Source organism: Zoogloea sp. JDB1 (genome assembly GCF_056724025.1).
In genome coordinates this window covers 5548220-5575090 of the sequence record NZ_CM161496.1, presented here as the reverse complement: position 1 = coordinate 5575090, position 26871 = coordinate 5548220, and the positions used below count along the sequence as shown (strand labels likewise).

Genomic DNA, 26871 nt, shown 5'->3' with positions numbered 1-26871 from the left:
GAACAAGCTGTGAGCGACAAGGCATTGAATCTGGCGGAGCAGGCGTTCCTGCATACCGTCACCAAGGAGCTGGAGGAGGGGGAGCTGCGCTTCCCGACCTCGATGGAAGTCACGATGCGGGTGCTCGAAGCCCTCGACGTGCCCGACATGGAGGTGTCGAAGATCTCCGCGATGGTGTCGGCCGAGCCCCTGCTGGCGGCGCGGACCGTGGCCCTCGCGAATTCGGTCTGGTACAACCCCGGCGGGCGCCTGGTGACCGATGTACCGAAGGCGCTGGTACGCATCGGTTTCGGCAAGCTACGGGCGCTGGCGATGGCGGTGGCGGCAGAGCAATTGCTGCACCGGGAGCTGCTCGGGCCGTACCAGCCGCTGATCCGCAAGCTGTGGGCGCACAGTGTGGATGTGGCGGCGACGGCCTGCGTGCTGGCGCGTCGGTGCACCCGGCTCGATCCGGATGCCGCTTTCTTTGCCGGCATGGTGCATGACATCGGGCAGTTCTTCCTGCTGGCGCGGGTGTGGGAATACCCGGAGATGCTCAGTGACGAAAGCCCCCTGTCGGATCTGGTGCGAATCTGGCATGCGCCGGTCGGGCGGGCTGTGCTGGCGGCGATGAACATGCCGCGGGAACTGGTGGATGCGGTCGACAATCCCGAGCTTTATGGTGGCTCCTGGCCTCCGGGTACGATTCCGGACCTGATCTTCATCGCCAATCTGGTTGCCGAGACGCGGAATCCCTTCACTCCAGAAACGGAAACCGAGAATCTGCGTCATGGGCTGGCCAAGGCAGCGACGCTGGGGCTGGACGAGGCCAAGCTGGCGGAGGTGCTGGAAGAGTCGGCGGAAGAGCGCAAGGCGCTGATCGACATCTTCCACGTCGGCTGAGGGGAGTCGTAAACGACCCAACCCGCCGGAGCGGGTTGGGTGCGGGCACGTGGCTTTGGCGCGCGTGCTCATTTTAGCGACGGCCAGGGAAGCGATATCATCGCCCCGTTGGCCGTTGGCCGGCTTACAGCGTGTTGCCGGTCAGCTTCTCGTAGGCTTCCACGTACTTGGCTGCGGTGCGGGCGACGACTTCTTCCGGCAGCTTGGGGCCCGGGGCGACCTTGCCCCAGTCGAGGGTTTCCAGGTAGTCGCGCACGTACTGCTTGTCGTAGCTCGGCGGGCTGATGCCTTCAGCGTAGCTGTCGGCGGGCCAGAAGCGCGAGGAGTCGGGCGTCAGCGCCTCGTCGATGAGATGCAGCGTGCCGGCGTCGTCGATGCCGAACTCGAACTTGGTGTCGGCGATGATGATGCCGCGGGTGGCGGCGTAGTCGGCGGCCTCGGTGTACAGGCGGATCGCTGCGTCGCGGGCTTCGGCCACCAGCTGGGCGCCGGTCTTGCCGGTGCCCTTGAGGGCGCCGGCGAGCAGCGCGTCGGTGCGGGCCTGGGCCTGTTCGAAGCTGATGTTCTCGTCGTGGTCACCCACGTCGGCCTTGCTGGCCGGGGTGAAGATCGGGAACGGCAGCTTCTGGGCCTGCTTGAGGCCGGCGGGCAGCTCGATGCCGCAGATGGCGCCGGTGTCCTGATAGTCCTTCCAGCCGGAACCGATCACGTAGCCGCGCACGACAGCCTCGATGGGCAGCGGGGTGAGACGCTTGACGACCAGGGCACGGCCGCGCACCTGCTCGGCTTCGTCGGCCGCGACGACGCTGGCCGGGTCGATGCCGGTGAGCTGGTTCGGGACGATGTGACCGAGCCGGGCGAACCAGAAGTTGGCCATGGCGGTGAGCACTTCGCCCTTGCGCGGGATCGGATCCGGCAGGATCACGTCGAAGGCCGACAGACGGTCGGAGGTGACGATGAGCAGCTTGTCGGCGTCGATGGCGTAGATGTCGCGCACCTTGCCGCGGCCCAGCAGGGGCAGGCTGCGGATGGAGGATTCGAAGAGCGGAGTGGTCACGGTCTGTCAGGTCCGTTGGACAAAAAGCGATTATACCGGCGCAGCCGAAGGTGAGTAACGCTCACGTTCCGTGGTGCGAATCAGCCAGGGCGTCTGTGGGAGCGAGTGCATTCGCTCCCACAGACCCTCCATGAAGCCCTTAAGAGTGACCCTCGGCAGCAGCCAGGTGCTTGCGCATGCGATGGGTGCCGATGGCGACCAGCGCGGCGATGACCGGGATCGCCACCGCGGTGATGCCTTCCGGCGTCAGCGGCTCGATGTAGTGTTTCATGCCCTTGGCCAGGTATTGCACCAGCTGCGAGGCGTAGTAGGTGATGGCCACCACCGACAGGCCTTCGACGGTTTCCTGCAGGTGCAGCTGGAGCTTGGCGCGGCGGTTCATCTGGGCCAGCAGTTCCTGGTTCTGGCGTTCCAGTTCGACCTCGACGCGGGTGCGCAGCAACTGACTGTTGCGCGCCACGCGGCTGGAGAGATCCTCCTGGCGGCGGGCCATCGTCACGCAGGTGTTCATCGCCGGCAGCAGGCGGCGCTCCATGAATTCGTGGAAAGTCGGCAGGCCGCTGATGCGCTGTTCGCGCAGTTCGGTGATCCGCTGCATGACGAGGCTGTGGTAGGCCCGTGCGGCGCCGAAGCGGAAGGTGGTGCGGGCCACCGAGTGCTCGATCTCCGCGGCCATGGTGGTCAGGTCGGCCAGCACGCTGCGCTCGTCTTCCGGGTTGCGGGCCGAGCCGGTGCGGTCCATCAGGTCGGCTAGGCGCTGCTCGGCAGCGCCGATCGTGCGGCCGACGTCCTTGGCCACCGGGAAGGCCAGCAGGGCCATCAGGCGGTAGGTCTCGATCTCGACCAGGCGTTGCACGGTGCGGCCGGCCTGGCGGCGGGTCAGGGACACGTCGATGATCAGGAAGCGCGAGAAGCCTGCTTCGAACAGGAAGTCGGTGAACACCCAGGCAGCGCCGTCGGCCACCTTGGCGCCGACCATCTGGTTGCCGGTCGGCGACAGCTTGGCCATCACGCTCTCGGGGGTGATTTCGGCGACGCTGCGCAGTTCCACGTGGGTGGCGACGATCAGCTTACCGGGCATGCTGCGCAACCAGGCTTCCGGCACCACCGCCAGCGCCGAGGTGGGCTGGTCGAGGCCTTCACCGTGACTGACCTTGCGGAAGAAGGTGTAGCTGGAGAACTCGTTGTGCAGTTCCCACTTGAGCTGGAAGCCGCCGAAGTCGATCAGGCTGTGGCGCCCGTCACTGTCGATCGGGCGTTCGAGAAGTTTGCCGAGGGCGAGCAGATGCTGCAGAGCGGCGTCGGGAGCATTCTCCCCGTGGTGCATCGCCAGGTAGCTGATGAGCTGGGGGCTTTCCAGCGGCACCGGTGGCCGGGCGTGGAATTCGTCGTTGAGGGCCTGGCGCTGGTCGTGCTCGATGAATAGGTCGGGCAGGGTCATGGTGGCGGCTCTGCGGCATTATTGGCCGGGCGGGGTCGTCGGGCCATCATCTTGCCGTTACGGCAGGGGCGCTGGCAAGGGCGGCTGCCAATGCGTCGTGGTGCGGATCACACAGGATGTTGCGATGCAGCAACGATCAGCGGAAAAGGCTGGCGACGAACGCGACGGCGAGAAGCAGCAGGCCACCTCCAAGAATCTGCACGCGGCGGCGCAGGGCTTCGGCGGCGCGTACGAGTTCGGCGTTCTGGGCAGCGAGGGCGGCGAGCAGTTCGGCACTGTCCTGCTGGCGGGCTTCGAGTTCGGTCAGGCGGGCATCGATTGCGCCGAAGCGGGAATCGGGATCTGTGGCTGCCGGCGCGGTGGGGGCTTCCGCTTCATTGGCGTGATGCTTGCCAACCTTCTGCCACAGCTTGCGGGCGCCCTTGGCGACGGTCGGGGCATGGGCGATCACGTCGGACCAGGGAATTGCGCTGAACAGGGCGGACCAGGGGGCGGCCATCGGAAACTCCTTCAGAACAAGGGCGAAAACCTTCGCCAGCAGGCTTTGGGTGGGCTAGGAGGTGCATCTGCTTGCCCCCGCGAATGACCTTTGGTCAGGCGGTAGGGCGAACAAGTTCGCCGCAGACTGCTGGCGAACCTCCGGATTTCTCGGGGGTTCTGTTTTTCCGGGTTTAGCAGAAGGCGGTGTGCAAGCGTCCGTGAAACGCGAGTCGGAAACGCCATTTTGGCCAGGCCGCGGTTCTGCAGGTTCGGTGAGCCCTACTGAGGGCGGGATCAGATGTAAAAGTAGCCTGTCGGCCTCTTCCTTTGCCTTGCGGGCCAGTACCAAGGCCATTCGCTTCATGTTCTGACAGGCGGCCGAGAGCAGGCATTGGGCCTGCACGTTGGCCAAGCCCCTGAAGCGGGCATAGCGATGCCCATGCAGCTCCTTGGCGTCGGCAAAGCTGCGCTCAACCGTTTCCTTGCGCCGGGCGTACAGACGCTTGCCCAGCAGTGTCGGATCAGCCTGCTTCGCTGGCAAGCAGCGCGAGGATGTCCTCCCCGTAGGCATCCAGCTTGCGGTCGCCGACGCCGGAGATGGTCGCCAGTTCCTCGATGCTGTCCGGGCGCTGGCGGGCGATGTCGCGTAGCGTGGCGTCGTGGAAGATCACGTAGGCGGGCACGTTGCGTTCCTTGGCGGTGGCGGCGCGCCAGGCGCGCAGGCGGTCGAGGAGCGCGGCTTCCGCGCCGGTGGCTTCCGGCCAGTCGCGTAGCTTGCGGGTGGTGTCGCCCTTGCGGCCCTTCTTGGCCGGGGCAGTGTCGATGCGCAGCGTGAAGCTGCTTTCGCCGCGCAGCAGCGGGCGGGCGGCTTCGGTGAGGATCAGCGCGCCATAGCGTTCGTGATCCACCGCCAGTGCGCCGTGGGCCACCAGCTGGCGGATCAGCGTGCGCCAGCCCTTGTCGTCCAGTTCGGTGCCGATGCCGAAGGTGCTGACCTGGTCGTGCTGCCACTTCTTCACGTTGTCGGTGGCTTTGCCGATGAGGACATCCACGACGTGGGCTGCGCCGAAGCGGCTGCCGGTGCGGAACACGCAGGACAGGGCCTTGCGGGCCGATTCGGTGGCGTCGCGCACCTGTGGCGGATGCAGGCAGGTGTCGCAGTTGCCGCAGGGTTCGGCGGCCTCGTCGAAGTAGCCGAGCAGGCGCTGGCGGCGGCAGCCGGTGGTCTCGCAGAGGCCCAGCAGCGCGTCGAGCTTGGCGGTGGCGACGCGCTTCACCTCATCGCCGGCCTCGCCCTGGTCGATGAAGCGGCGCTGCTGCACCAGGTCGGCGACGCTGTAGGCCATCCACGCCTCGGCGGGCTGGCCGTCGCGGCCGGCGCGGCCCGTCTCCTGATAGTAGCCCTCGATGGAACGGGGCAGGTCCAGGTGGGCGACGAAGCGCACGTCGGGCTTGTCGATCCCCATGCCGAAGGCGACGGTAGCGACCATCACGATGCCGTCCTCGCGCAGGAAGCGGTCCTGGTTGAGGGCCCGCTCGTCGGCGCCCATGCCGGCATGGTAGGGCAGGGCGGCGATGCCCTTCTCCTGCAGCCAGGCGGCGGTTTCGTCCACCTTCTTGCGCGAGCTGCAATAGACGACGCCGGCCTCGTCCAGGTGGCCGTCCTTCAGGAAGGCCAACAGCTGGGCGCGGGGATTATCCTTGGGGACGATGGTGTAGCGGATGTTCGGCCGGTCGAAGCTGGATACGAACTCGCGGGCATCCAGCAGGCGCAGGCGTTCGGCGATCTCGCGGCGGGTCTGGGCGTCGGCGGTGGCGGTCAGCGCGATGCGCGGCACCTGCGGATAGCGCTCCGGCAGGATCGACAGCTGCAGGTATTCGGGCCGGAAGTCGTGGCCCCACTGGGACACGCAGTGGGCCTCGTCGATGGCGAACAGGGCCAGCTGGCCGGACTCGTGCAGGTGGTCGAGCAGGTCGAGGAAGCGCGGCGTGACCAAGCGCTCCGGCGCCACATAGAGCAGGTCCAGTGCGCCGGCCAGCATCGCCCGCTCGATCTCCATGGCCCGCTCGAAGTTCAGGCTGGAGTTGAGGAAGTCCGCCGCCGCGCCGACTTCCTTCAGCGCGCTGACCTGGTCCTGCATCAGCGCGATCAGCGGCGACACGACGATCGCCACGCCGGGCCGCAACAGCGCCGGGATCTGGTAGCACAGGGACTTGCCACCGCCGGTGGGCATCAGCACCAGCGCGTCGCCGCCGGCAGCCACGTGCTCGACGATGTCCTCCTGCGAACCGCGGAAGTGGGTGTAACCGAAGACGTGGAAGAGGGTTTCGTGGGCGCGGCTCATAGGGCCGGGATTTTACCCCGGCTGGCGGTGCAGGTCAGAACAGCTTTTGAGCGGCTCGTGCCGCCTCGCAAACCGTCATTTGGGCTGAAAATGAAAACGGGTTGGCCGATTCTGCCAACCCGCGCCCTGGGAAGCGACCCAGAATGGTGGCCTATGCGGTTCCGTGATGTTCGCCGATGTATTGCTTGAGTACCGAGCGTAGTGCTGCGGTGTGTTCCTCGTCACCCTTTTCACGAGAATGCTTGATGTCGTCGGCGATCATGTGGCGGATGCGTCGGTCGCCTTCCGGAGAGTGGCATAGATAGCAGCCCATCTCCACCGCGAGCATTTCAGGTACATGCTCGTGTTCGGCAATGGCGAGGATTTCGTCTTCGCTCAGGTCAGAGAGCTCGATGCAGTCTTGCAGTGTCAACATGATGGCGTTCTCCTGCTGGCTTTCCATCGATGTTGCGGGAGGCCGGACGGTCGCAGTCAGATGCGGTCTTCGATGGAAGGCAACCCTTATTTAAGTTCTTTTCGTGAATGAAATCACGGTTTATTTGAAGGAATTTTCATGCATGGCTTGATCGGTTTCGGCAATGGCATCTACGCGGTGGATTCGGGCTACACCGGGCCGGACGTGGCGGCCATCCACCTCATCGAGGAGGGCGGCCGGGCGGCGCTGGTGGATACCGGCAACAACGAATCCCTGCGTCACGTGCTGGCGGCGCTGGCCGAGACCGGGCTGACGCCGGAGGCGGTCGACTACGTGCTGCTGACCCACATCCATCTCGACCACGCCGGTGGCGCCGGGGCCTTCATGCAGGCCTTCCCCAATGCCAGGCTGGTGGTCCATCCCCGCGGCGCGCGGCACATGATCGAGCCGTCCAAGCTGTTTGCCGGCGTGTCGGCGGTGTACGGGCCGGAGCGTGCCAAGGAGCTTTACGGTGAGCTGGTGCCGGTGCCGGCGGAGCGCATCATCGAGGCCACCGAGGGGCTGGAGCTCGATCTGGCCGGACGCAAGATCCGCGTCTTCGATACGCCGGGTCATGCGCGCCACCACGTGTGCTACTTCGACACCGCCAGCCGGGCCTTCTTCACCGGCGATACCTTCGGCCTGTCCTACCGGACCCTCGATGTGGACGGCCGCCCGAGCATCTTCCCGACCACTACGCCGGTGCAGTTCGAGCCGGACGCGATGCACGCCTCCGTTGCCCGCATGGAGGCCGAGCAACCGACGGCCATGTACCTGACCCACTATGCGCAGGTGCAGGACGTGCCACGCCTGACCGCCGACCTGCACCGCCTGATCGACGCCCATGTGGCCATCGCCGAGCGTCATGCGGCGGCCGGCACCGGCCGCAAGGCGGCGATCGAGGCGGACATCTGGGCGCTGGTCGGCGAAGAGGCGCAGCGCCAGGGCTGGACCGTGCCGGAAGCCGAGTGGCGGCGCCTGCTGGCGCTGGACGTGGAGCTCAACGCCCAGGGCCTCGACGTGTGGCTGGACGCCCGCGCCAAGGCGTGATCGATTGACGTGATGGCTGGCGTGCTGGACGGCTGGTCTGTCGGGGGCTGGACTGCAAAGGCGAGTTCATTCGCCCCCTACGATTGGCCCAGGTCCGGAGGTGAGTTGACTCGCCTGCACAGGTGGCTGAGTGCCTCCGCTGAATCAGGCCCTAAGGAAGGACGGCGGCCTGTTTGAGTAGTGCCGCCCAGCCTTCCCGGTAACGGGCAGCCAGTTCCCGCGCCAGGCGTTCGCGCGGGGCGGATGGGGCGTCCAGCGCCCGTGCCATGCCGTTGGCGATGCCGTCGATGTCCACCACGTCGGGTTGCTCCGGTGTTTCCCACGTGGTGGCCCACGCAGCCTGCTTGGTGCCCTCGCCGCGTCGCCTGAAGTTGAGCCGTGGTAGCGCCCAGGCGGTCGCGACGATGCGGCCGTGCAGGCTGCTGCCACAGAAGCCGTGGCTGGCGGCGATCAGCGCGCAGATGTCCCAGAGGTGGAGCGACCGGAAGACTTGGGCGCGACTGCCGAGCTGGTGCGCGACCCGTTCGAGGCCGTCCAGTTCGTCATGCCACGGTGCGGCGCCGGCGCGAAACAGCGCGATGCCCAGGCCGCGGGCCTCGGCGAGCAGGGCCAGTTGGCTGGCGATGCCTGCCAGCGTCGTGTCGTCGCCGAAGTCGGCGCTGAACTGCACGGTCAGATGACCGTTCGGAAAACGGCGAAGCATGTCGGCAACGGTGTCGCCGTGCTGGTGGCGGCGGATCGTGTCACCGAACAGTTCGGCGACCTGCACTGCCGGGTCGGGCACGAGCTCCGCTGAAATTCCCGCTGTCTCGAGATGGGCGAGGGTCATCCGGTCGCGCACGCCGACCGCGTGGGCGGCAGCCAGTTTCGCCAGGACTTCGCAGCGTAGTGCTGGCTCGGTCTGGTCCAGGCTCACGCCGCCAACGCCAGCGTAGATCACCCGCGCGACGGGAAACAGGCCGGGGGCGGTGCAGTAGGGCGCCTGGTCGGCCAGTCCGGTCTGCCGGCGAGCCCATGTGCGGCGGGCGGCGGGATGCCGGTCGTAGCGGGCGATCAGCGGGCCGGCGTCGGCCGTAGTCTGCAGCATCAGTGCCGCCGGCCAGGCTTCGCAGGTCAGCAGCTCTCCGCCCACGTGGATCAGGTTCAGTGGCTGTGTGCCGTACTCGGCGGCGAGTGAGGCGAGCGACCGTACCCGATGCCCTCCGAAAGGGCGCAAGTCCCGTTCGGCTAGGCCGGCGAAGATCGGTTCGATACCGGGCAGCAGCGCCGCGGCGATGTGCGGGAACAGCAGGTCGCCGAAGTTGTGGCGATCGAAGGCGCCGAAGAGGATCGTCGGCACCTGCTCCATTTTCGGCGGCCCTCAGGTCAGCGTGTCGCCGAAGACCCGGTTCCACAGGGCGCGCACGCCGGCTGCCTGCTCGGCCACCAGCGCCCGCTCCACCCGAGAGGCCTGGCTGTTGAGGCGCAGGCCGTGTTGCAGGCGGCGGTACTCCCGGTAGCTGTCGGCCACTGCGGCGGCTTCGTCGGCGGGAATCAGGCCGAGTTCGCCGGCCATCTTCAGCAGCGCGATGTTGCCCAGATTGCCGGTCAGGCTGGCGTGCTCACGGGCGTAGCCGAGGACCAGGTACTGGACGATGAACTCCACGTCGATCAGGCCGCCCCGGTCGTGCTTGAGGTCGAACAGCTCCGACTTGTGGCTGTGGGCATCCACCATCCGCTGGCGCATCGCCAGCACCTCTTCACGCAGCTTGGCCAGCTCGCGGGGCTGGCGCAGCACCTCGATGCGGATCGCCTCGAACTTGCGGCCGATATCCCGGTCGCCGGCGCAGAAGCGGGCCCGCGTCAGGGCCTGGTGTTCCCACACCCAGGCGTTCTCCAGCTGGTACTGGCGGAAGGCTTCGAGGGACACCACCATCAGGCCCGAGTCGCCGTTGGGGCGCAGGCGCAGGTCGGTCTCGAAAAGCTGGCCAGCCGGGGTCTGGGCGGACAGCCAGGTGTTGGTGCGCTGGCCGAGGCGGGTGTAGACCTCGGCGGCCTCCGGGGCGTCGTCGTCATGGACGAAGACCATGTCCAGGTCGGAGGCGTAGCCGAGTTCCTTGCCGCCCAGCTTGCCGTAGGCCAGTACCGCGAACTTCGGGTCGTCCCGGTGGCGGTTCTTGATCTTGCGCCAGCACACGGTGATGGTGAGGTCCACGATGATGTCGGCGAGTGCCGACAGGAAGTCGGCGTGGCGCTCGACGGTCAGCTTGCCGGCGATGTCCTTGGTGAGCAGGCGGAACACCTGGGCGTGGTGCTGTTCGCGCATCAGGTCCATCTGGCGCTCCATGTCCGGCTCGATCTCGTCGAGCTGGTGGGCCAGATCGGCGCGGAAGGCCGGCAGGTCCAGTTCTTCCTCGAGAATGCGTGGGTCGAGGGCTTCGTCGAGGAGCAGCGGGTGGCGGTTGAGGAACTGGGCCGCCCACAAGGAGGCGCTGACCAGCTCGGCAACCTTGTGCAGGGTCTGTGGGTATTGCTGCAGCAGGGCCAGGTAGGAGCCGCGCCGACTGATCGCGTCGAGCATGTCGAGCAGGCGTTCAAAGGTGGCGTTCGGGTCGGCAGTCTCGGCGGCGGCCTCAATGACCCGCGGGATCAGTGGGTCGAAGCGCATCTTGATCGACGGCGGCATCTGCTGGTAGCGGTTGCCGCTGCGCACTGCGGACAGGCGGCGCGCAGCGGCAGCCGGGTCGGGATAGCCGAGGCGCTGGAACTCTTCGCTGCTGCGCGTCTCGTCGCAGGCAGTCGACCACAAGGTGTCGAGGTCGTGGCCGGCCTCGGTGGGGTCGCCGAAGACGCCGTTGAAGTGGCGGCCGACCATTTCCCGGTGATCGTCCAGTTCCACCAGCAGGGCCTCGTAGGAGGCGAAGCCCATTGCCTTGGCGATGATCGCCTGGTCCTCCGGGCTGGTCGGCAGGTTGTGGGTCTGGGCGTCGTCCAGGTATTGCAGGCGGTGCTCCAGGCGGCGCAGGAAATCGTAGGCCGCCGCCAGCTCGCGCTCCGCCTGGCGGGTGATGATGCTCCGCTCGGCGAGGCGATCGAGCACCCTGAGGGTCGGCTTGATCTGCAGCGCGCTGTCGCGGCCACCGCGGATCAGCTGGAAGACCTGGGCCAGGAACTCGATCTCGCGGATGCCGCCGGGGCCCAGCTTGACGTTGTTGGCCATGTCCTTGCGCGCCACCTCGCGGCGGATCTGCGCGTGCAGGTCGCGCATCGCGTTGATGGCGCCGAAGTCCAGGTACTTGCGGAAGATGAAGGGGCGGGCGATCGCCGACAGCTCGGCGCCGCGGATGCCGGTCAACACGCGGGCCTTGATCCACGCGTAGCGTTCCCACTCGCGGCCCTGGGTGATGAAGTAGTTTTCCAGCATGTCGAAGCTGGCCACCAGCGGGCCGGAGTCGCCGTTGGGGCGCAGGCGCATGTCCACGCGGAAGACCTGGCCGTCGCCGGTGAGGTCGTTGAGGGCCTGGATCACACCGCGGCCGAGCTTGGTGAAGAATTCGAAGTTGTCGATGATCTTCGGTCCGGCGGTGGCGCCGTCTTCCGGATAGACGAAGATCAGGTCGATGTCGGACGACACGTTGAGCTCGCGGCCGCCCAGTTTGCCCATGCCGATGATGATGAACTCCTGCTCGCGGCCGTCGGAGGACACCGGCACGCCGTGGCGGGCCACCAGTTGTTCGCGCAGTACGTCGTGGGCGGTCTCGACGGCGATGTCGGCGAGCAGCGTCATCGTCTCGGTGACTTCCGCCAGGTCGGCCAAGCGCGCGATGTCACGCACCAGCACGTGGCAGATCACCCAGGCCCGCAGCTTGCGCAGAACCGTCTTCAGGTTGTTGTCGTCCACCTTCTCGGCACGCAGGTAATCCCGCAGCGCGGTGGCGTCGAGGGGCGCGCCAATGCTGGCGGCGAGTGTCCCTGTCAGCCACGGGCGGCTGTCCAGCTGGCGACGCAGGAAGCGGGAGCTGGCGAGTGCAGTCTCGACGGGGGCAGGAAGAATGATGTTCGGTTCGGACATGGGCTGGGCCGATTGATAGAATACGGGACTGTTTATGTTCGCCCCGAGTTATGTCTGCCGGACTGATTTTCGTCAAGCCTGAAGCCGGATGCATTGCCCTCCGGCAACCTGTCCGGCCCGCCCCTGTCGGGGCTGAATCCGCCCGTAAGGGTGGCCTCCGTGCTGCACGTGCCTAAGTTTCTACGCTGGTTGCTACTCCATCTGCCCAGCGTGTGCGTGCGCCGGCTGGTGAGTGTCGGCTTGATCGTCTATTTCGTCGCCGGGCTGGGCTTTCTCGGCATGCGCCACGTGGTACTGCCGATGGTGCCGGCCTACCGGGGCGAGATTGCCCAGCTGCTGTCCCGTTCCCTCGGCCTGCCGGTGGACATCGGCAGCCTGTCCGCCGACTGGCGCGGCTTGCATCCGCACCTCCAACTGGGCGGGCTGGTCATCAAGGACAGGGCCGGCCAAGCGGCCCTGAGCCTGAACCAGGTGGATACCGAAGTGGGTTGGTCGTCGCTGCTGTTCATGCGCCTGCGCCTGCACCGGCTGGAGATCGAAGCCCCCGACCTGGCCATCCGGCGCCTTGCCGATGGACGCATTTTCGTGGCTGGATTGCAGGTCAATACGGCTGGTGAATCCAGCGATTTTCCGGCATGGCTGCTCGACCAGCGCGAGATCGTGATTCGCAACGCGCGGGTGGAGTGGTCCGACGCGCTGCGTGGGGCCGAGCCGTTGAGCCTCGACAAGCTGTCCTTCCGCCTGGAAAACCACGGCGCCAGCCACCGTTTTGGCCTGGTTGCCCAGCCGCCGGCGCAGCTTGCGGCGACCCTCGACGTGCGCGGTGAATTACGCGGCCGCGATCCGGCCCGCCTCGACACCTGGAGCGGCGAGCTCTATGCCGGCCTCGATTACGCCGATCTCGGTGCATGGCGGCAATGGGTCGATTATCCCCTCGATGCCGATGGTGCCGGTGGCCTGCGCGTCTGGCTGGATTTCGCGAAGGGCCGTTTCACGGCGCTGACCGCCGACTTCGCGCTGCGCGATGCCCATGCCCGCCTTGGCAAGGACCTCGAGGACATCCCGCTGGCTCACGCCGAAGGCCGGCTGCGCTTCCGCAACGACAAGGGCGTCATCGAAGCCAGCGCCAAACGCCTGTCCCTGCAGACCCGCGATGGCCTGACGGTGGCGCCGACCGATTTCTTCCTGCGCCTGCAGGAGCGCCGCGGCGGTACGCCGAGCAAGGGTGAGTTCGTCGCCAATCAGCTGGATCTGGCTGCGCTGTCGGGCCTGGCCGGGCGGCTGCCCCTCGACGAGGACTTCCGCAAGCACCTGGCCGAACTGGCACCGAGCGGTACGGTGGCGCCACTTAACGTCAAGTGGAGCGGCGGTACCGACGGTGAGCCTGTCGCCACCTACGCGATGGACGCTACGTTCAGTCACCTGGGTATCGCGCCGGTGGGCACGTGGCCGGGCTTTGCCGGGTTGTCAGGGCGTGTGGAGGGCAACGACCGCGGCGGCCGCTTCTCCCTGAGCGGCAAGGACGCCAGCGTCGATCTGCCGCGGGTTTTTCCTGAGCCGCGGCTGGTGTTCTCCGAGCTGGCGGTGGAGGGCGCCTGGAGCCACCCCGGCGGCGTGCTGGAGCTCAGCCTGGACAAGGTCGGCTTCGCCAACAAGGACGCCCGCGGCAGTGCCTCCGGCCGCTATCGGGCCACGCCCGACACGCTGGGGGAAATCGATCTACAGGCGCGCCTGTCGGAAGCCGAGAGCACCGCGGTGTGGCGCTACATGCCCAGCGTGGTGAACAAGGACGCCCGCGACTGGCTGCAGCACAGCCTGACCGGTGGCAAGGCGCTGGACACGCGGCTGGTCCTGAAGGGCGATCTGGCCAAATTCCCGTTCCGCAACCCGAAGGACGGAACCTTCCGCGTCATCGCGCGGATCGCCGACGGCCGCCTGGACTATGCACCGGGCTGGCCGAAGATCGACGGCATCACCGGCGAGCTGATCTTCGAAGGCCCCGGCATGACCGTGAAGGCCCAGCGGGCCCATATCTTCGGTGTCGAACTGAAGGATGTGGCGGTTGTGCTGCCGGATTTCGAGAACAACGATGTGCTGGGCATCCGCGGCAGCGCCGGCGGGCCGACTCAGGATTTCCTGCGCTTCCTCTCGGAGAGCCCGATCGCCGGCAAGATCAACCATTTCACCGACCCCTTCCGCGCCGACGGCAGCGGCAGCCTGGACCTGCACCTGACTCTGCCGCTGCAGAAAATGGAGAACTCTCGGGTCAAGGGCGAGTACCAGTTCACCCACAACCAGCTGCAGGTCGACCCGGCCATGCCGGTGTTCACCGAAGCGAGCGGGAGGGTGGCCTTCACCGAGAGTCAGCTGCAGATCAAGAGCGGCACCGCCCGCGTGCTTGGCGACCCGGTAAGCGTCGCCGGCGGCAGCCGCGCCGACGGCAGCGTGCTGATCAATGCCCAGGGCACCCTCAGCGCCCAGGCCCTGCGGCGCGAGCTGGACCTGCCGCTGCTCGACCACCTGTCGGGCTCTGCTGCGTGGAAGGGGGCGATCAGCGTGCCGAAGCAGGGCGGCGTGGCCTTCGTGCTGGACACGGGCCTGCAGGGGGTCAGCTCCAGCCTGCCCGAACCGCTCAACAAGTCGGCTGCCGCGGTGCTGCCCTTCCACTTCGAAATGCTCGCCAACCCCTCGGTCAATGGCGTGCCGGGCGGCGACACCCTCAAGCTGGCCGCCGGCCAGGCCTTCCAGGCCCAGTTCATGCGCCGCCGTGAAGGCAACCGCACGGTGGTCGTGCGCGGTGGCATGGCCCTCAACGAACCGGTGCGACTGGGCGACAAGGGCGTGCTGGTCAGCGCCACCGCCGACCGCCTGGATGCCGACGCGTGGCGCAGGGCGCTGGCCGGCAAGACGGCGGCTGCGCCGGCCAACGGCAGCCAGGACAGCAGCGGCTTCCCGCTGTCCGGCCTGGCCCTGCGGGCCAGCGAGCTGCGCCTGCTCGGCCAGCGCCTCAACGATGTGACCCTGCGCGCGGTGATGGAGGAGGGCGGCTGGCAGGCCCGGCTGGCCAGCCGCGAGGCCAGCGGCGACGTAGTATGGCGCGATCAGGGCCGTGGCCGCCTGCAGGGGCGCTTCAAGCAGTTGTCGGTGGGTTCGGCCAGCGGCAAGGACGCGACCGACACGTCGTCCCGCGCCGACGAGGAGCGCCTGTCCGAACTGCCCGGCCTGGACATCAGTGCCGACAGCTTCGTGCTGCGTGGCCATTCCCTCGGCAAGCTTGATCTCAAGGCCGCCAACCGCGGCGACCTCTGGCGGCTGGAGCAGCTCAGCATCGTCAATCCGGACGGCAGCCTGACTGGCGACGGCAGCTGGCGGCCCGGCAGCCGGGAGGAGACCCGCCTCAACTTCAAGCTCGACGTGAGCAGCGTGGAGAAGATGCTCAGCCGCCTCGGTTACCCGGAGGCGGTCAAGCGCGGCAAGGCCCAGCTGGAAGGCGACGTGTCCTGGCACGGGGCGCCCACGTCCATCCACTTCCCGACCCTGGGCGGCAAGCTGCAGGTCAATGTGGAAAACGGTCAGTTCACGCAGCTCGAGCCGGGCGTCGGGCGTCTGCTCGGGGTGCTCAGCCTGCAGTCGCTGCCGCGCCGCATCACGCTGGATTTCCGTGACGTGTTTTCCGAAGGATTCGCCTTCGACCGTATTTCCGGTAGCATCCAGATGAACAACGGCGTGCTGCGTACCGATGACCTCGATCTGTTCGGCCCCGCGGCCCGTGTCTATATGAGCGGTGAGGCCGACTCAGTGCGGGAAACGCAGAACCTGCGGGTCAAGGTACAGCCCACGCTGTCCGAGTCGATCGCGGTCGGCTCCGCCATCGCGACTACCGGTGCCATCCACCCGGCGATCGGGTTGGCCGCCTATCTGGTGCAGAAGGTTCTGCGCGATCCGGTCGAGAAGCTGTTCAGCTTCGAGTACGCGGTGACCGGCAGCTGGTCCGACCCCAAGGTCGACAAGCTGGCGGTCAAGCCGCTCGCGACACCCCCTTAGTCCGTCTGCGAGGAGACGCCCATGACACAATCGCTTTGCCGCATCGCCAGCGTCCAGATGGTCTCCGGCCCCGACGTGGACGCCAACCTGGCCGACGCCGGGCGCCTGATCGCCGAGGCGGCCGAGGCCGGTGCGAAACTCGTCGCGCTGCCCGAGTATTTCCCGCTGATCACCGCCGACGAGAGCGCCAAGGTACGCATCCGCGAGCGGGACGACGGCAGCGGCCCGATCCAGACTTTCCTGCGTGACACGGCCCGCCGACACAAGGTGTGGCTGATCGGTGGCTCCTGTCCGATGGAAGCCTCGGTGTCCGACAGGGTCAAGAATTCCACCCTCGTCTACGACGACGAGGGCCGGCGCGTGGCCCGCTATGACAAGATTCACCTGTTCGGCTTCCGCAAAGGTGACGAGTATTACGACGAATCCGCCACCATCGAGGCCGGCAACGAGGTCGTCAGCTTCGAGGGCCCCTGCGGCCGCATCGGCCTGTCGATCTGCTACGACCTGCGCTTTCCCGAATTTTTCCGTGCGATGGGCACCGTCGACCTGATCGTCCTGCCGGCGGCCTTCACCTACACTACCGGTAAGGCCCACTGGGAAATGCTGCTGCGCGCCCGCGCGGTGGAGAACCAATGCTACGTGCTGGCCAGCGCCCAAGGCGGCAGGCACCCCAGTGGGCGGCGTACCTGGGGTGACAGCATGATCATCGACCCGTGGGGCGAGGTGCTCGCCCGCCTGCCGGAAGGCCCCGGCGTGGTGGTCGCCGACCTCGATCCGGCGCGCATCGCCGATGTCCGCGCCAGCCTGCCGGCCTTGCAGCACCGCAAGATCGGCTGACCCGAAGAACACACATTTTCCCCGAGAGACCATGAGCCAGAATCCCCCGCCCAATCCCCTCAAGCTGGCCAGCAAGCTGCTGCTGAAACCCTACGACCTGGACTTCGAGGATCTCGACAAGGTCTTCGGCAAGCTGTTCCGCCACAAGCTCGACTATGCCGACCTGTACTTCCAGTACCACCGCTCCGAGGCCTGGAGCCTGGAGGAGGGCATCGTCAAGTCGGGCAGCTTCAACATCGAGCAGGGCGTCGGCGTGCGCGCCATCACCGGCGAGAAGACCGCCTTCGCCTACTCCGACGACATCAGCCTGAAGGCCCTCAAGGACGCCGCCGACGCAACCCGCGCGATCGCCGACAGCGGCCGCCGCAAGACCCACAAGATCGAGGCCGTCAGGAAGGCGCCGCTGGCCCTGTACCGCGCCGACAACCCGCATGACTCCCTCGACGACGTGGCCAAGGTCAAGTTGCTGGAGCGCCTTGAGGCGATGGCTCGCGCCGAGGACCCGCGCGTGAAGGAAGTCATGGCCAGCCTGGTCGGCACCTGGGAGGTAGTGCTGGTGGCGCGCAGCGACGGCCATCTGGCCGCCGACGTGCGCCCGCTGGTGCGGGTGTCGGTGTCGGTGATCATGGAAGAGAACGGCCACCGCGAGCAGGGCTCCAGCGGCGGTGGCGGGCGTTACGACTACGGCTACTTCAGCGACGAGGTGCTGTCCGGCTTCGCCAAGGCGGCGGTTCATCAGGCGCGCGTCAATCTCGGCGCCAGCCCGGCGCCGGCCGGCACGATGACCGTCGTGCTCGGCAATGGCTGGCCCGGCATCCTGCTCCACGAAGCCATCGGCCACGGCCTGGAAGGGGACTTCAACCGCAAGGAAAGCTCGGCTTTCAGCGGCCGCATCGGCCAGCAGGTGGCGGCCAAGGGCGTCACCGTGGTGGACGACGGCACGCTGCAGGACCGTCGCGGCTCCCTGACCATCGACGACGAGGGCAATCCGACCCAGCGCACCGTGCTGATCGAGGACGGCATCCTGGTCGGCTACATGCAGGACATGCTCAACGCCCGCCTGATGGGCGTCGCGCCCACCGGCAACGGCCGTCGCGAATCCTTTGCCCACCTGCCGCTGCCGCGCATGACCAACACCATCATGCTGGCCGGCCAGCACGAGCCGGCCGAGATCATCGCGTCGGTGAAGAACGGCCTCTATGCCGCCAACTTCGGTGGCGGGCAGGTGGACATCACCTCCGGCAAGTTCGTTTTCTCCACCTCCGAGTGCTACCTGATCGAGGACGGCAAGGTCACCCGCCCAGTGAAGGGTGCCACGCTGATCGGCAACGGCCCCGACTGCCTGACCCGCGTGTCGATGATCGGTAACGACCTGCAGCTCGATCCGGGCGTCGGCACCTGCGGCAAGGATGGCCAGAGCGTACCGGTCGGCGTCGGGCAGCCCACCCTGCGTATCGACGGCCTGACCGTCGGCGGTACCGGCGCTTGAGCACGATGGAGCGGCGGCGCTTCCTGGCCCTGGCCGGAGTCTGCAGCAGTCTGGCGGTGAAGGGCGTGTTGGCAGCGCCCGCTCCGGCGGAGGCCGTCGGCAGTTCCAGCCCGGCCATTGCCATCAACAAGGCGGGGCGCCAGCGCATGCTGTCCCAGCGCACGGCCAAGGCCTGGCTGATGCGTGTGCTGGGTGTGCAGCCCGACCGGGCCGGCATCCTGCTGAGCCGTTCGGTGCAGCTCTTCGACCTGCAGATGACTGAGTTGAAGGCCATTCAGCCCAGCGACGACGTGCGCGCCGCTTTGCCGCCACTGGAGCAGGAGTGGGCCCGTTACCGGCCGCTGCTCAACGACCTCCGTAGCGATCCGAAGGCGGTGTGGACCAGCAGCGAGGCGGTGCTGACGGCCGCCCACAAGCTGACGCTGGCCTATGAAAAGAGCGCCGGCTCGACGGCCGGCCAGCTGGTAAACCTTGCCGGGCGCCAGCGCATGCTGTCCCAGCGCATGGCCAAGGCGTATTTTTTCCGCCAGTTCGGCGTCAATGCCGGCCCCGCCGGAGAGATGCTGGACGCGGCAGTCAAGGAATTCGCCAAGGCCCACGAGACGCTGAAGGCCAGCCCGCAGAACACGCCGCAGATCAAGACCGAACTGGTGCTGGTGGAACAGCAGTGGTTCTTCTTCCGCAACGCGTTGGGCCTCAATACCGCAGCCGACCAGAAGAAGGCCGCGGAGGTGGTCGGCTCGACCAGCGAACGCATCCTCGAGCAGATGGATCTGGTCGTCAGCCTGTATGAAAAGCTGGCCCGCGATGCGTAATCGGGCACTTGCCCGCCTGCGGGGGGCGATCCTCGCAGCTGCTACCGTGTTGCTCGGCGCCTGTGCGACGCCGTCGTCCTCGCCACAGGCCATCCAGCGTCTCGACCCGGCCGAACTGGCCCGGCTCGAGGCGGCTCGTGCGGAGCCGCCCTTGAGCCTCAACGAGATCCTGCGCCAGTCCCGCGCCGGCGTGCCGACCGCGACGCTGCTGGAAACCCTCAAGCGCACCGGCACCCGTCATGCGCTCAGCCCGTCGGAGGCGATCCGCCTGCGCGAGCAGGGCGTGGCCCCCGAGGTGCTCGATGCGATCACCGCGGCCCAGGAACGCTGGGCTCGCGACCAGGCCACCGCCGACAAGGTCCGCCGCGACACCGAGCAGGCCGCCGCCCTCGACAAGGCGAAGGCCGACGCCGAGCGCTACCGCTTGCAGTCCCAGCCCTACTGGGACCCGTTGTGGCCCTATCCCTACGCCTATCCGCCGGGCTACCCGGGCTGGCGCGGTTACGGCGGCATAGGCTGGGGCGGGCGCCTGCGGCGCTGAGCCCGTTTCATTCCCCTTTCAGAAAAGCTGTAACTGCCGCTCATCGGCGGGCCGTGCCGGCGGCCGGAAGGCCGCCGTGTTGAGGCGCCGCCGCGAACGGTTGAGCCCCAGCCTTTCGACCAGCCGCTGCAGGCGCTGGCTGTAGAGATCGGCGAAGACGCCCTGGCCGCGCATGCGGTGGCCGAAGCGCGTGTCGTACAGTTCACCGCCGCGAAGCTGGCGCAGCAGGCTCATCACGTGCCGGGCCCGATCCGGGAAATGGCTGTCCAGCCAGTCTGCGAACAGATCCTTCAATTCGTAGGGAAGGCGCAGCAGCGCGTAGCCGGCAGTATCGCTGCCGGCTGCGTTGGCGGCTTCGAGCACCGCTTCCATCTCGTGGTCGTTGATGGCCGGGATCAGCGGCGCAAAGAGCGTGCCGACCGGCACCCCAGCTGCGTGCAGGCGCTCCATCGCCGCCAGGCGCCGGGCAGGCGTCGCTGCGCGGGGCTCCAGCTTGCGGGCCAGGGTCGGGTCGAGGGTGGTGATCGAGAACATCACGTGCACCAGGTCGTCCCGCGCCATGTCGGCGAGCAGATCCACGTCGCGTTCGATCAGCGCCGACTTGGTGACGATGGACACCGGGTGCCGCGTCTCGGCGAGGATCTCCAGCAACTGGCGGGTCAGGCCAAGGCGGCGCTCGACCGGCTGCCAGCCGTCGGTGTTGATGCCCAGTGCGATCGGCTCGCAGCGGTAGCCGGGGGCAGCCAGCTCGCGGCGCAGCACGGCCGGCGCGTCGGGCTTCCACACAATCTTGGTCTCGAAATCCAACCCCGGCGACAGGCCCAGGTAGGCGTGGGTCGGTCGCGCGAAGCAGTATGCGCAACCGTGCTCACAACCTTTGTACGGATTGACCGACTGGTTGAAGGGTACATCCGGCGAGCTGTTGCGCGTGATCACCGACTTGGCCTGGTCAAGGATCAGCGTTGTTGCGGGGCTCTTGGACAGGGCCGCGTCGTCGTCGGCAGCGCTGGCGGAGCCTTCCCAGCCGTCATCGAAACCGTCGCGCCGCCAGGCGGCGAAGCGGTTGTCCGGGTTCAGGCGGCTGCCGCGTCCGCGGGGTGGGGCAGGCTTCATCAGAATGAATGTGTATAAAATCACAGTATATCCAGTCACTCCGATTTTGCCGACTAATGCGTTTACGCCTTTTTTATGTGGGCGGTGCAACAATTTGCTCCGTGTTCCCTTCGGGCGTCCCGACCGGCGCCGCGACCCATGCCCGTACCCTTCGGCCGCTTGCTGTTCGAATCGCAATCGGTGCGCTTCCGTTACCTGCTGGCTGTGCTCGCCTGCATGCTGGCGCTGGGCGTGGCCTTGCTGCTGCGCGATGTGCTCGACCTGGCCAACGCGGTGATGATCTTCCTGCTGGCTGTCGTGCTGGTGGCCAGCCGCCTTGGGCGTGGGCCGGCGGTGCTCACGTCCTTCGCCAGCGTGGCGCTGTTCGATTTCTTCTTCGTGCCACCACGCTTTTCATTGGCGATCAGCCATAGCCAGTATCTGGTGACCTTCGTGGTGATGCTGGCGGTGTCGTTGCTGATCGGCCAGCTGACCGCCGGCCAGCGCCGCCAGGCCTATGACGCGGGCCGCCGGGAGCGCATCGTCCGTGCGCTGTACGACCTCGCCAAGCGTCTGGCCGGCGTGCGCCAGCCCGGCGAGGTGGACCGGGCGCTGCGGGATTTCATCGGCAAACAGCTGGGGGCGGGCGCGTGGCTGCTATTGCCCGATGGCGACGGTGCCCCGCAGGCGGAAAGCCTCGCAGCCGGCACGCTCGGCACGCTGGACATGCAGATCGGCCGCATGGTGCTCGACAGCGGCCGCGTCATCGAGTCGGGGGCGTCCGAGCGGCCCGGTCGGCGCCGCCATTTCCTGCCTCTGGCCGGGGCCGGTGAGGTGTGCGGCGTGCTGATCGTCTCGCTGGCGGAGGACGCGATCGACGAGCTGCCGCTATTGGAGGCCCTCACTTCGCTGGCGGCGACCGCGGTGGAGCGCCTGCATTTTGTTGCCGCAGCCCAGTCGGCGCAGCTTGAGGCGGAGTCCGAGCGGCTGCGCAGCTCCATCCTGTCGGCCCTGTCCCACGACGTGCGCACGCCGCTGACCGCCCTCTACGGCATGGCCGATTCCCTGGCACTGCTGCGCCAGCCCTTGCCGGATGAGGCGCGCGAACTGGCGGCGGCGATCCGCGAGCAAGCCCTGCGCGTAAACGGCATGGTGGACAAGCTGCTCGACATGGCCCGCCTGCAGAGCGGCCGCGTCAGCCTGCGCAAGGACTGGCAGTCCATCGAGGAGGTGGTCGGCTCCAGCCTGCAGCTGCTGGGCCCGGCGATGGCCCGCCACCCGGTGCGCACCAGCGGCCTTGGCGAACTGCCGCTGGTGCAGTTCGACGCAGTGCTGCTGGAGCGGGTCTTCTGCAACCTGTTCGAGAACGCGGCCAAGTACGCGCCGCCGGATACGCCGGTCCATGCGAGTGCCCGTGCCGGCGCCGACCTGCTCGAAGTGCAGGTGAGGAGCGGCGGCGACGGCTTCCCGCCGGACCGCCTGGAGCGGGTCTTCGAGCCGTTCGAGCGCGGCGGCAGCGAAGGGCCGGTGGCCGGTATGGGGCTCGGCCTGGCCATCTGCCGCAGCATCGTCGAAGCCCACGGTGGCACCATCCGCGCCTTCAATCCGCCTGCGGGTGGCGGCTGCGTGGCCTTCACGCTGCCCCTCGGCACGCCGCCGGCCATTGATGTCGAGGCGCTGGAATCAGGAGTGTTGTCATGAGCGGTCCGCGGATACTTGTCGTCGAGGACGAACGCCAGATCCGCCGCGTCGTGCGTTCGGCGCTGGAGGTCGAGGGCTATCGGGTGCAGGAGGCGGACAACTGCCGCCAGGCCCTGATCGAGGCTGGCAACGGCCGGCCCGAGCTGGTGATCCTCGACCTCGGCCTGCCGGATACCGACGGTGCCCACTTCGTGCAGGACTTCCGCAGCTGGTCGTCGGCGCCGGTGCTGGTGCTGTCGGCCCGCTCCACCGAGCACGACAAGATCGACGTACTCGACGCCGGCGCCGACGATTATCTGACCAAGCCCTTTTCCATCGGTGAGCTGCAGGCCCGCGTGCGCGCGCTGCTGCGGCGTGGGCGCACCCATGCGGAGGCCGAGGCGGCACAGGTCGGCTTCGGCGACGTGGAAGTGGATTTCTCCCGCCGTCTGGTCAGCCGCAGAGGAGAGGCGGTCAAGCTGACGCCCATCGAATACCGCCTGCTCGCCGTGCTGATTGCCCACGCCGGTCAGGTGATGACTCACCGCCAGCTGCTGCGCGAGGTGTGGGGCACAGCCTCCACCGACAGTAACCATTACCTGCGAATCTATGTCGGGCACCTGCGCCACAAACTGGAGAGCGATCCGGCGCAGCCCCGTCATTTTCTGACCGAAACTGGAGTGGGTTACCGCTTCCAGCTCTGAAACCCGCGGCCACCGCTTCAGTCCTTCCGGAGTCCTGCATGAGCCAAACCGACAGTCATTCCCGTTCCGGCCTGGTTGGCCTCGCCCTCGCTGCGTTGGGCGTGGTCTATGGCGACATCGGCACCAGTCCGCTGTATGCCTTCAAGGAAGCCTTCACCGGCCCCCACGGTATCGACCCCTCCGAGGTCAATGTGCTGGCCGCGCTGTCGGCCTTCTTCTGGGCCGGCCTGCTGATCGTCTCGATCAAGTACGTGTGGGTCGTGTTGCGCTTCGACAACGAAGGGGAGGGGGGCGTGCTGGCCCTCACCGCGCTGGCCCAGCGGGCCTCCCACCGGCCGCGTTGGGCGATGATCGCGGTAGGCTGCGGCATCTTCGCCGCCGCGCTGTTCTACGGCGACGCCATCATCACCCCAGCCATCTCGGTGCTGTCGGCGGTGGAAGGTCTCAGCGTCGCCACCCCGCAGTTCGAGCACTACGTGGTGCCGATCACCGTCGGTATCCTGGTCGGCCTGTTCATGATCCAGAAGCACGGCACCGGCCGGGTCGGACAGTTCTTCGGGCCGATCACCGTGGTGTGGTTCCTGGCCCTCGGCGCCCTCGGCGTCGGCAGCATCCTGCAGACCCCCGAGGTGCTGCGCGCCATCGATCCGCGCTACGCCCTCCAGTTCGCCATCGAGCGGCCTCACACCGCCTTCATCCTGCTGTCGGCGGTGTTCCTGTCGCTGACCGGCGGCGAGGCCTTGTACGCCGACATGGGCCACTTTGGCGCGCGGCCGGTGCGCCTCGCCTGGTATGGCCTGGTGTGGCCGTCGCTGGTGCTCAACTACTTCGGCCAGGGCGCCCTGGTGCTGCGTTCGCCGGTGGCCATCGAGAACCCCTTCTACCTGCTCGCACCGGACTGGTTCCTGCTGCCGCTGGTCGGCCTCGCCACCATTGCCACGGTGATCGCCTCCCAGGCCACCATCACCGGCGCCTATTCCATGACACTCCAGGCCGGCCGCCTGGGCTACCTGCCGCGCCTGCGCATCCTGCACACCTCCGACACCGAGAAGGGGCAAATCTACATCCCCAGCGTCAATTGGCTGATGCTGGTGGCGGTCATCGTGCTGGTGCTGCAGTTCCGCTCCTCCGGTGCACTGGCGGCGGCCTACGGCATCGCCGTGTCGGGCACCATGATCATCACCACGCTGCTTACCGCCTTCATCCTGCTGATGGCCGAGGGCCGCGTCCGCGTCGGCCTGCTCGCCGCGCTGGCGCTGTTTGGTCTCCTGGAGCTCCTGTTCTTCAGCTCCAACCTCACCAAGCTTGGCGAGGGCGGCTGGATGCCGATGGCCCTCGGCGCGACGATCTTCCTGCTGCTCACCACCTGGAAGGAGGGCAGCCTGCTGCTCGCCAACCAGCGCTGCAAGATCGACGTGCCGATGGCCGGCTTCGTGCGCGGCCCGCTGCCCGACGTGCCGCGGGTCTTCGGCACCGCCGTGTATCTCACGTCGGAACCGAGCCTGGTGCCCAGCGCGCTGTTCCACAACCTCAAGCACTACAAGGTGATGCACGAGCGCATCATCTTCCTGCACGTGGTCAATGAAGGTATCCCGCGGGTAGACGATGCCGAGCGGGTGGCCGTCACCCAGCTGGCGCCGGGCCTCTACAACGTCGATGCGCGTTTCGGCTTCCGCGAGGAGCCCGACCTCCCCGCTGCGCTGGCCCTTGCCGCCAAATACGGTCTCGAACTGGAGGAAATGACCACCACCTACTTCGTCGCCCGTGCCCGCATTGTGGACGGCCCGGGGGCCATGCCGCGTTGGCGCTGCGGCCTGTTCGCCTGGATGATGCGCCAGTCCGAAGGCGCCGCCAGCTACTTCAAGCTACCGGCCAACCAGGTGGTGGAACTGGGCACTCAGGTCATGCTGTAAGGCCGCCATGGCTTCCGGACGGGTGCATCGGCTAGAATCGACGGTTCATATCAAGCAGCCGACAGGATTCACCATGCATTCCGCCTCGAAAGCCCATATCGACGATGTCCGGATCAAGGAGATCAAGGAACTCGCCCCGCCCGCCCATGTGCTGCGGGAATTCCCCGCTTCGCCGAAGGCTGCGGAAACGGCCTTTGAGGCGCGCAGCGCGATCCACCGCATCCTGTTCGGCGCCGACGACCGCCTGCTGGTCGTCATCGGCCCCTGTTCGATCCACGACACCGATGCGGCGATGGAATACGCCCGTCGCCTGCAGGCCGAGGCCGAGCGCCTCAAGAACGACCTGCTGGTGGTGATGCGCGTCTATTTCGAGAAGCCCCGCACCACCGTGGGCTGGAAGGGCCTCATCAACGACCCGCAGCTCGACGGCAGTTTCCGCATCAACGACGGCCTGCGCCTTGCCCGCAAGCTGCTGTCCGACGTCAACGACCTCGGCCTGCCGGCCGCCACCGAGTTCCTCGACATGATCACGCCGCAATACGTGGCCGACCTCATCGCCTGGGGCGCCATCGGCGCACGCACCACCGAGAGCCAGGTGCACCGCGAGCTGGCCTCCGGCCTGTCCTGCCCGGTGGGCTTCAAGAACGGCACCGACGGCAACATCCGCATCGCCGTGGACGCCATCAAGGCCGCCCAGTCGCCGCACCACTTCCTGTCCGTCACCAAGGCCGGCCATTCCGCCATCGTCAGCACCACCGGCAACGAGGACTGCCACCTCATCCTGCGCGGCGGCAAGGGCCCCAACTACGACGCCGCCAGCGTCAACGCCGCCTGCAAGGAACTGGCCGCCTCCGGCGTCACCGGCAAGCTGATGATCGACTTCTCCCACGCCAACAGCAGCAAGCAGCACAAGCGCCAGGTGGACGTGGCCCGCGACGTGGGTGGCCAGATGGCCGCCGGCGACGACCGCATCATCGGCGTGATGGTCGAATCCCATCTCAAGGAAGGCCGCCAGGACCTCAAGCCCGGCGTCGAGCTGGAATACGGCAAGAGCATCACCGACGCCTGCATCGGCTGGGAAGACAGCCTCATCGTCCTCGACGTGCTGGCCGACGCCGTGCGCCAGCGCCGTGTGCAGCGCGCCGTGCCCGAATAAGTCCTGTTCTGACCGCACTTTCCGACGGCGCCGCGAGGCGCCGTTTCTTTTTTGCATGCCGCACACTTTGTCGGGAATCTTTACACCGCCCGAGCAGCCCCCCCGCCAGACCGTCGGCGCAGCGCATCAACGGCTTAGGAATCAAGCAATTAAAACTCACTACCCGGATTGGTAGGTTAATTGCTAAACCCCTCGCAGACGACGGTCCGCATCGAAACCGGCCGCTGGCCCGGCCTTTCTCGCGAGTGTGAATGCCGTGCGCTTCCTGCTGCTGTTCATCGTGCTGATGCTGGCTTCGCCCCTGTCCGGGTGCGGTGGCGGTACGTCGCCCGATCAGCGCGACAGCGAGCAGGCCCTCCGCAAGGTCGCCGTCGCCGATCTGCCGGCCCTGTCCGATTGTCTCGGGCGCATCAGCAAGCACCTCAATACCGCCGGTGGCCAGGAACAGCTGGGCATTTCCTGCGCGGTGGGTACCTATGTCGGCCGCAGCACCAGCGGCTACGACTGTTCCCTCAAGGTGGATGTGGAGCCGGCCGAGCTGCGCCTCACCATCCAGGACAGGGAAATCTCCATCCCCCTCGGCGCGACTGCCTACAGCGCCGACGGTCGCCCGCTCATGAACGTGGAAGACGCCAGCCTGCCTGGCCAGCCCGGCTTTCAGGCCGTGCGCTATGTGGCCGGCAGCGCCGACGAGGCGCTCACCGAATCCCTGACCTTGCGGCTCGGCAATGGCACGCCGCGCCTGCCATCGATGATTTACCAAAGCGTAAGGAACAACAAAGCCCAGAACACCGTATGCAATTTCGGCCGCTGACGGTCGATCGCCACCGCCGGTTGCCA

20 protein-coding genes and 1 pseudogene are annotated in these 26871 nt (G+C 67.3%); 12 read left to right on the top strand and 9 right to left on the bottom strand.

The features are described 5' to 3' along the window. The first annotated feature begins 9 nt into the window (after positions 1–9). Positions 10–882, top strand: a complete 873-nt coding sequence (locus AC1PPK_RS25305; protein WP_481115731.1) for an HDOD domain-containing protein — start codon at positions 10–12, stop codon at positions 880–882. A gap of 124 nt (positions 883–1006) precedes the next feature. Here AC1PPK_RS25305 and AC1PPK_RS25300 read toward each other — a convergent pair whose 3' ends face one another. The 6 genes and pseudogenes from AC1PPK_RS25300 to AC1PPK_RS25275 form a co-directional block, all read right to left on the bottom strand. Continuing rightward, complete coding sequence (locus AC1PPK_RS25300) at positions 1007–1939, bottom strand: phosphoribosylaminoimidazolesuccinocarboxamide synthase (protein ID WP_481115730.1); 933 nt, start codon at positions 1937–1939, stop codon at positions 1007–1009. Between the two features lie 139 nt (positions 1940–2078). Beyond that, complete coding sequence (locus tag AC1PPK_RS25295) at positions 2079–3380, bottom strand: DUF3422 family protein (protein WP_481115729.1); 1302 nt, start codon at positions 3378–3380, stop codon at positions 2079–2081. A 136-nt stretch (positions 3381–3516) separates the two neighbouring features. Further along, positions 3517–3879 carry a hypothetical protein gene (locus tag AC1PPK_RS25290; protein ID WP_481115728.1) on the bottom strand — a complete coding sequence of 121 codons (363 nt, stop codon included), beginning with the start codon at positions 3877–3879 and terminating at the stop codon, positions 3517–3519. A gap of 315 nt (positions 3880–4194) precedes the next feature. After that, positions 4195–4368: pseudogene (locus tag AC1PPK_RS25285) on the bottom strand (transposase); the annotation flags it as partial. 13 nt (positions 4369–4381) lie between these two features. After that, positions 4382–6205 (bottom strand): DNA helicase RecQ, encoded by a 1824-nt coding sequence (recQ, locus tag AC1PPK_RS25280; RefSeq protein ID WP_481115727.1) that lies wholly within the window; start codon positions 6203–6205, stop codon positions 4382–4384. Between the two features lie 151 nt (positions 6206–6356). Continuing rightward, positions 6357–6620, bottom strand: coding sequence for a hypothetical protein (locus tag AC1PPK_RS25275; RefSeq protein WP_481115726.1), 264 nt, complete (start codon positions 6618–6620; stop codon positions 6357–6359). 138 nt (positions 6621–6758) lie between these two features. On the opposite strand from AC1PPK_RS25275, the gene AC1PPK_RS25270 reads away from it, so the two are divergent. Then, positions 6759–7709, top strand: coding sequence for an MBL fold metallo-hydrolase (locus AC1PPK_RS25270; protein WP_481115725.1), 951 nt, complete (start codon positions 6759–6761; stop codon positions 7707–7709). A 151-nt stretch (positions 7710–7860) separates the two neighbouring features. Here the strand turns inward: AC1PPK_RS25270 and AC1PPK_RS25265 are convergent, their stop codons facing one another. Together AC1PPK_RS25265 and glnE are read right to left on the bottom strand one after the other, a co-directional pair. Further along, on the bottom strand, positions 7861–9057 hold the full coding sequence (locus tag AC1PPK_RS25265) for a polysaccharide pyruvyl transferase family protein (protein WP_481115724.1): 1197 nt from the start codon (positions 9055–9057) through the stop codon (positions 7861–7863). Between the two features lie 12 nt (positions 9058–9069). Continuing rightward, positions 9070–11760 carry a bifunctional [glutamate--ammonia ligase]-adenylyl-L-tyrosine phosphorylase/[glutamate--ammonia-ligase] adenylyltransferase gene (glnE, locus tag AC1PPK_RS25260; RefSeq protein WP_481115723.1) on the bottom strand — a complete coding sequence of 897 codons (2691 nt, stop codon included), beginning with the start codon at positions 11758–11760 and terminating at the stop codon, positions 9070–9072. A gap of 168 nt (positions 11761–11928) precedes the next feature. Here glnE and AC1PPK_RS25255 point away from each other — a divergent pair, with 168 nt between their 5' ends. The 5 genes from AC1PPK_RS25255 to AC1PPK_RS25235 are packed head-to-tail and all read left to right on the top strand — an operon-like array spanning position 11929 to position 19486. Beyond that, positions 11929–15804 carry a YhdP family protein gene (locus AC1PPK_RS25255; RefSeq protein ID WP_481115722.1) on the top strand — a complete coding sequence of 1292 codons (3876 nt, stop codon included), beginning with the start codon at positions 11929–11931 and terminating at the stop codon, positions 15802–15804. A gap of 21 nt (positions 15805–15825) precedes the next feature. Then, positions 15826–16641: a carbon-nitrogen hydrolase family protein gene (locus AC1PPK_RS25250; RefSeq protein ID WP_481115721.1), complete on the top strand. Its 816-nt coding sequence runs from the start codon at positions 15826–15828 to the stop codon at positions 16639–16641. 31 nt (positions 16642–16672) lie between these two features. Next, the gene (tldD, locus tag AC1PPK_RS25245) at positions 16673–18130 is read left to right on the top strand and encodes a metalloprotease TldD (RefSeq protein WP_481115720.1); all 1458 of its coding nucleotides are present in this window, start codon (positions 16673–16675) and stop codon (positions 18128–18130) included. A 5-nt stretch (positions 18131–18135) separates the two neighbouring features. Next, the gene (locus AC1PPK_RS25240) at positions 18136–18945 is read left to right on the top strand and encodes a type IV pili methyl-accepting chemotaxis transducer N-terminal domain-containing protein (RefSeq protein WP_481118268.1); all 810 of its coding nucleotides are present in this window, start codon (positions 18136–18138) and stop codon (positions 18943–18945) included. Then, positions 18920–19486 (top strand): hypothetical protein, encoded by a 567-nt coding sequence (locus tag AC1PPK_RS25235; protein WP_481115719.1) that lies wholly within the window; start codon positions 18920–18922, stop codon positions 19484–19486. The genes AC1PPK_RS25240 and AC1PPK_RS25235 overlap by 26 nt, the downstream gene beginning before the upstream one ends. A gap of 18 nt (positions 19487–19504) precedes the next feature. Here AC1PPK_RS25235 and AC1PPK_RS25230 read toward each other — a convergent pair whose 3' ends face one another. After that, positions 19505–20599, bottom strand: coding sequence for a PA0069 family radical SAM protein (locus AC1PPK_RS25230; protein WP_481115718.1), 1095 nt, complete (start codon positions 20597–20599; stop codon positions 19505–19507). Between the two features lie 138 nt (positions 20600–20737). Between AC1PPK_RS25230 and AC1PPK_RS25225 the strand changes: the two genes are divergently transcribed. From AC1PPK_RS25225 to AC1PPK_RS25205, 5 genes are all read left to right on the top strand, one after another. Beyond that, positions 20738–22279, top strand: coding sequence for a DUF4118 domain-containing protein (locus AC1PPK_RS25225; RefSeq protein ID WP_481115717.1), 1542 nt, complete (start codon positions 20738–20740; stop codon positions 22277–22279). Beyond that, the gene (locus AC1PPK_RS25220; protein ID WP_481115716.1) at positions 22276–22962 is read left to right on the top strand and encodes a response regulator; all 687 of its coding nucleotides are present in this window, start codon (positions 22276–22278) and stop codon (positions 22960–22962) included. Before AC1PPK_RS25225 ends, AC1PPK_RS25220 begins: the two co-directional genes overlap by 4 nt. 38 nt (positions 22963–23000) lie before the next feature. After that, positions 23001–24875: a potassium transporter Kup gene (locus tag AC1PPK_RS25215; protein WP_481115715.1), complete on the top strand. Its 1875-nt coding sequence runs from the start codon at positions 23001–23003 to the stop codon at positions 24873–24875. 73 nt (positions 24876–24948) lie between these two features. Further along, the gene (gene aroG / locus AC1PPK_RS25210) at positions 24949–26031 is read left to right on the top strand and encodes a 3-deoxy-7-phosphoheptulonate synthase AroG (protein WP_481115714.1); all 1083 of its coding nucleotides are present in this window, start codon (positions 24949–24951) and stop codon (positions 26029–26031) included. A 256-nt stretch (positions 26032–26287) separates the two neighbouring features. Beyond that, entirely contained in the window at positions 26288–26845 is a 558-nt protein-coding gene (locus AC1PPK_RS25205) for a hypothetical protein (RefSeq protein WP_481115713.1), read from the top strand. Positions 26846–26871 lie beyond the last annotated feature (26 nt).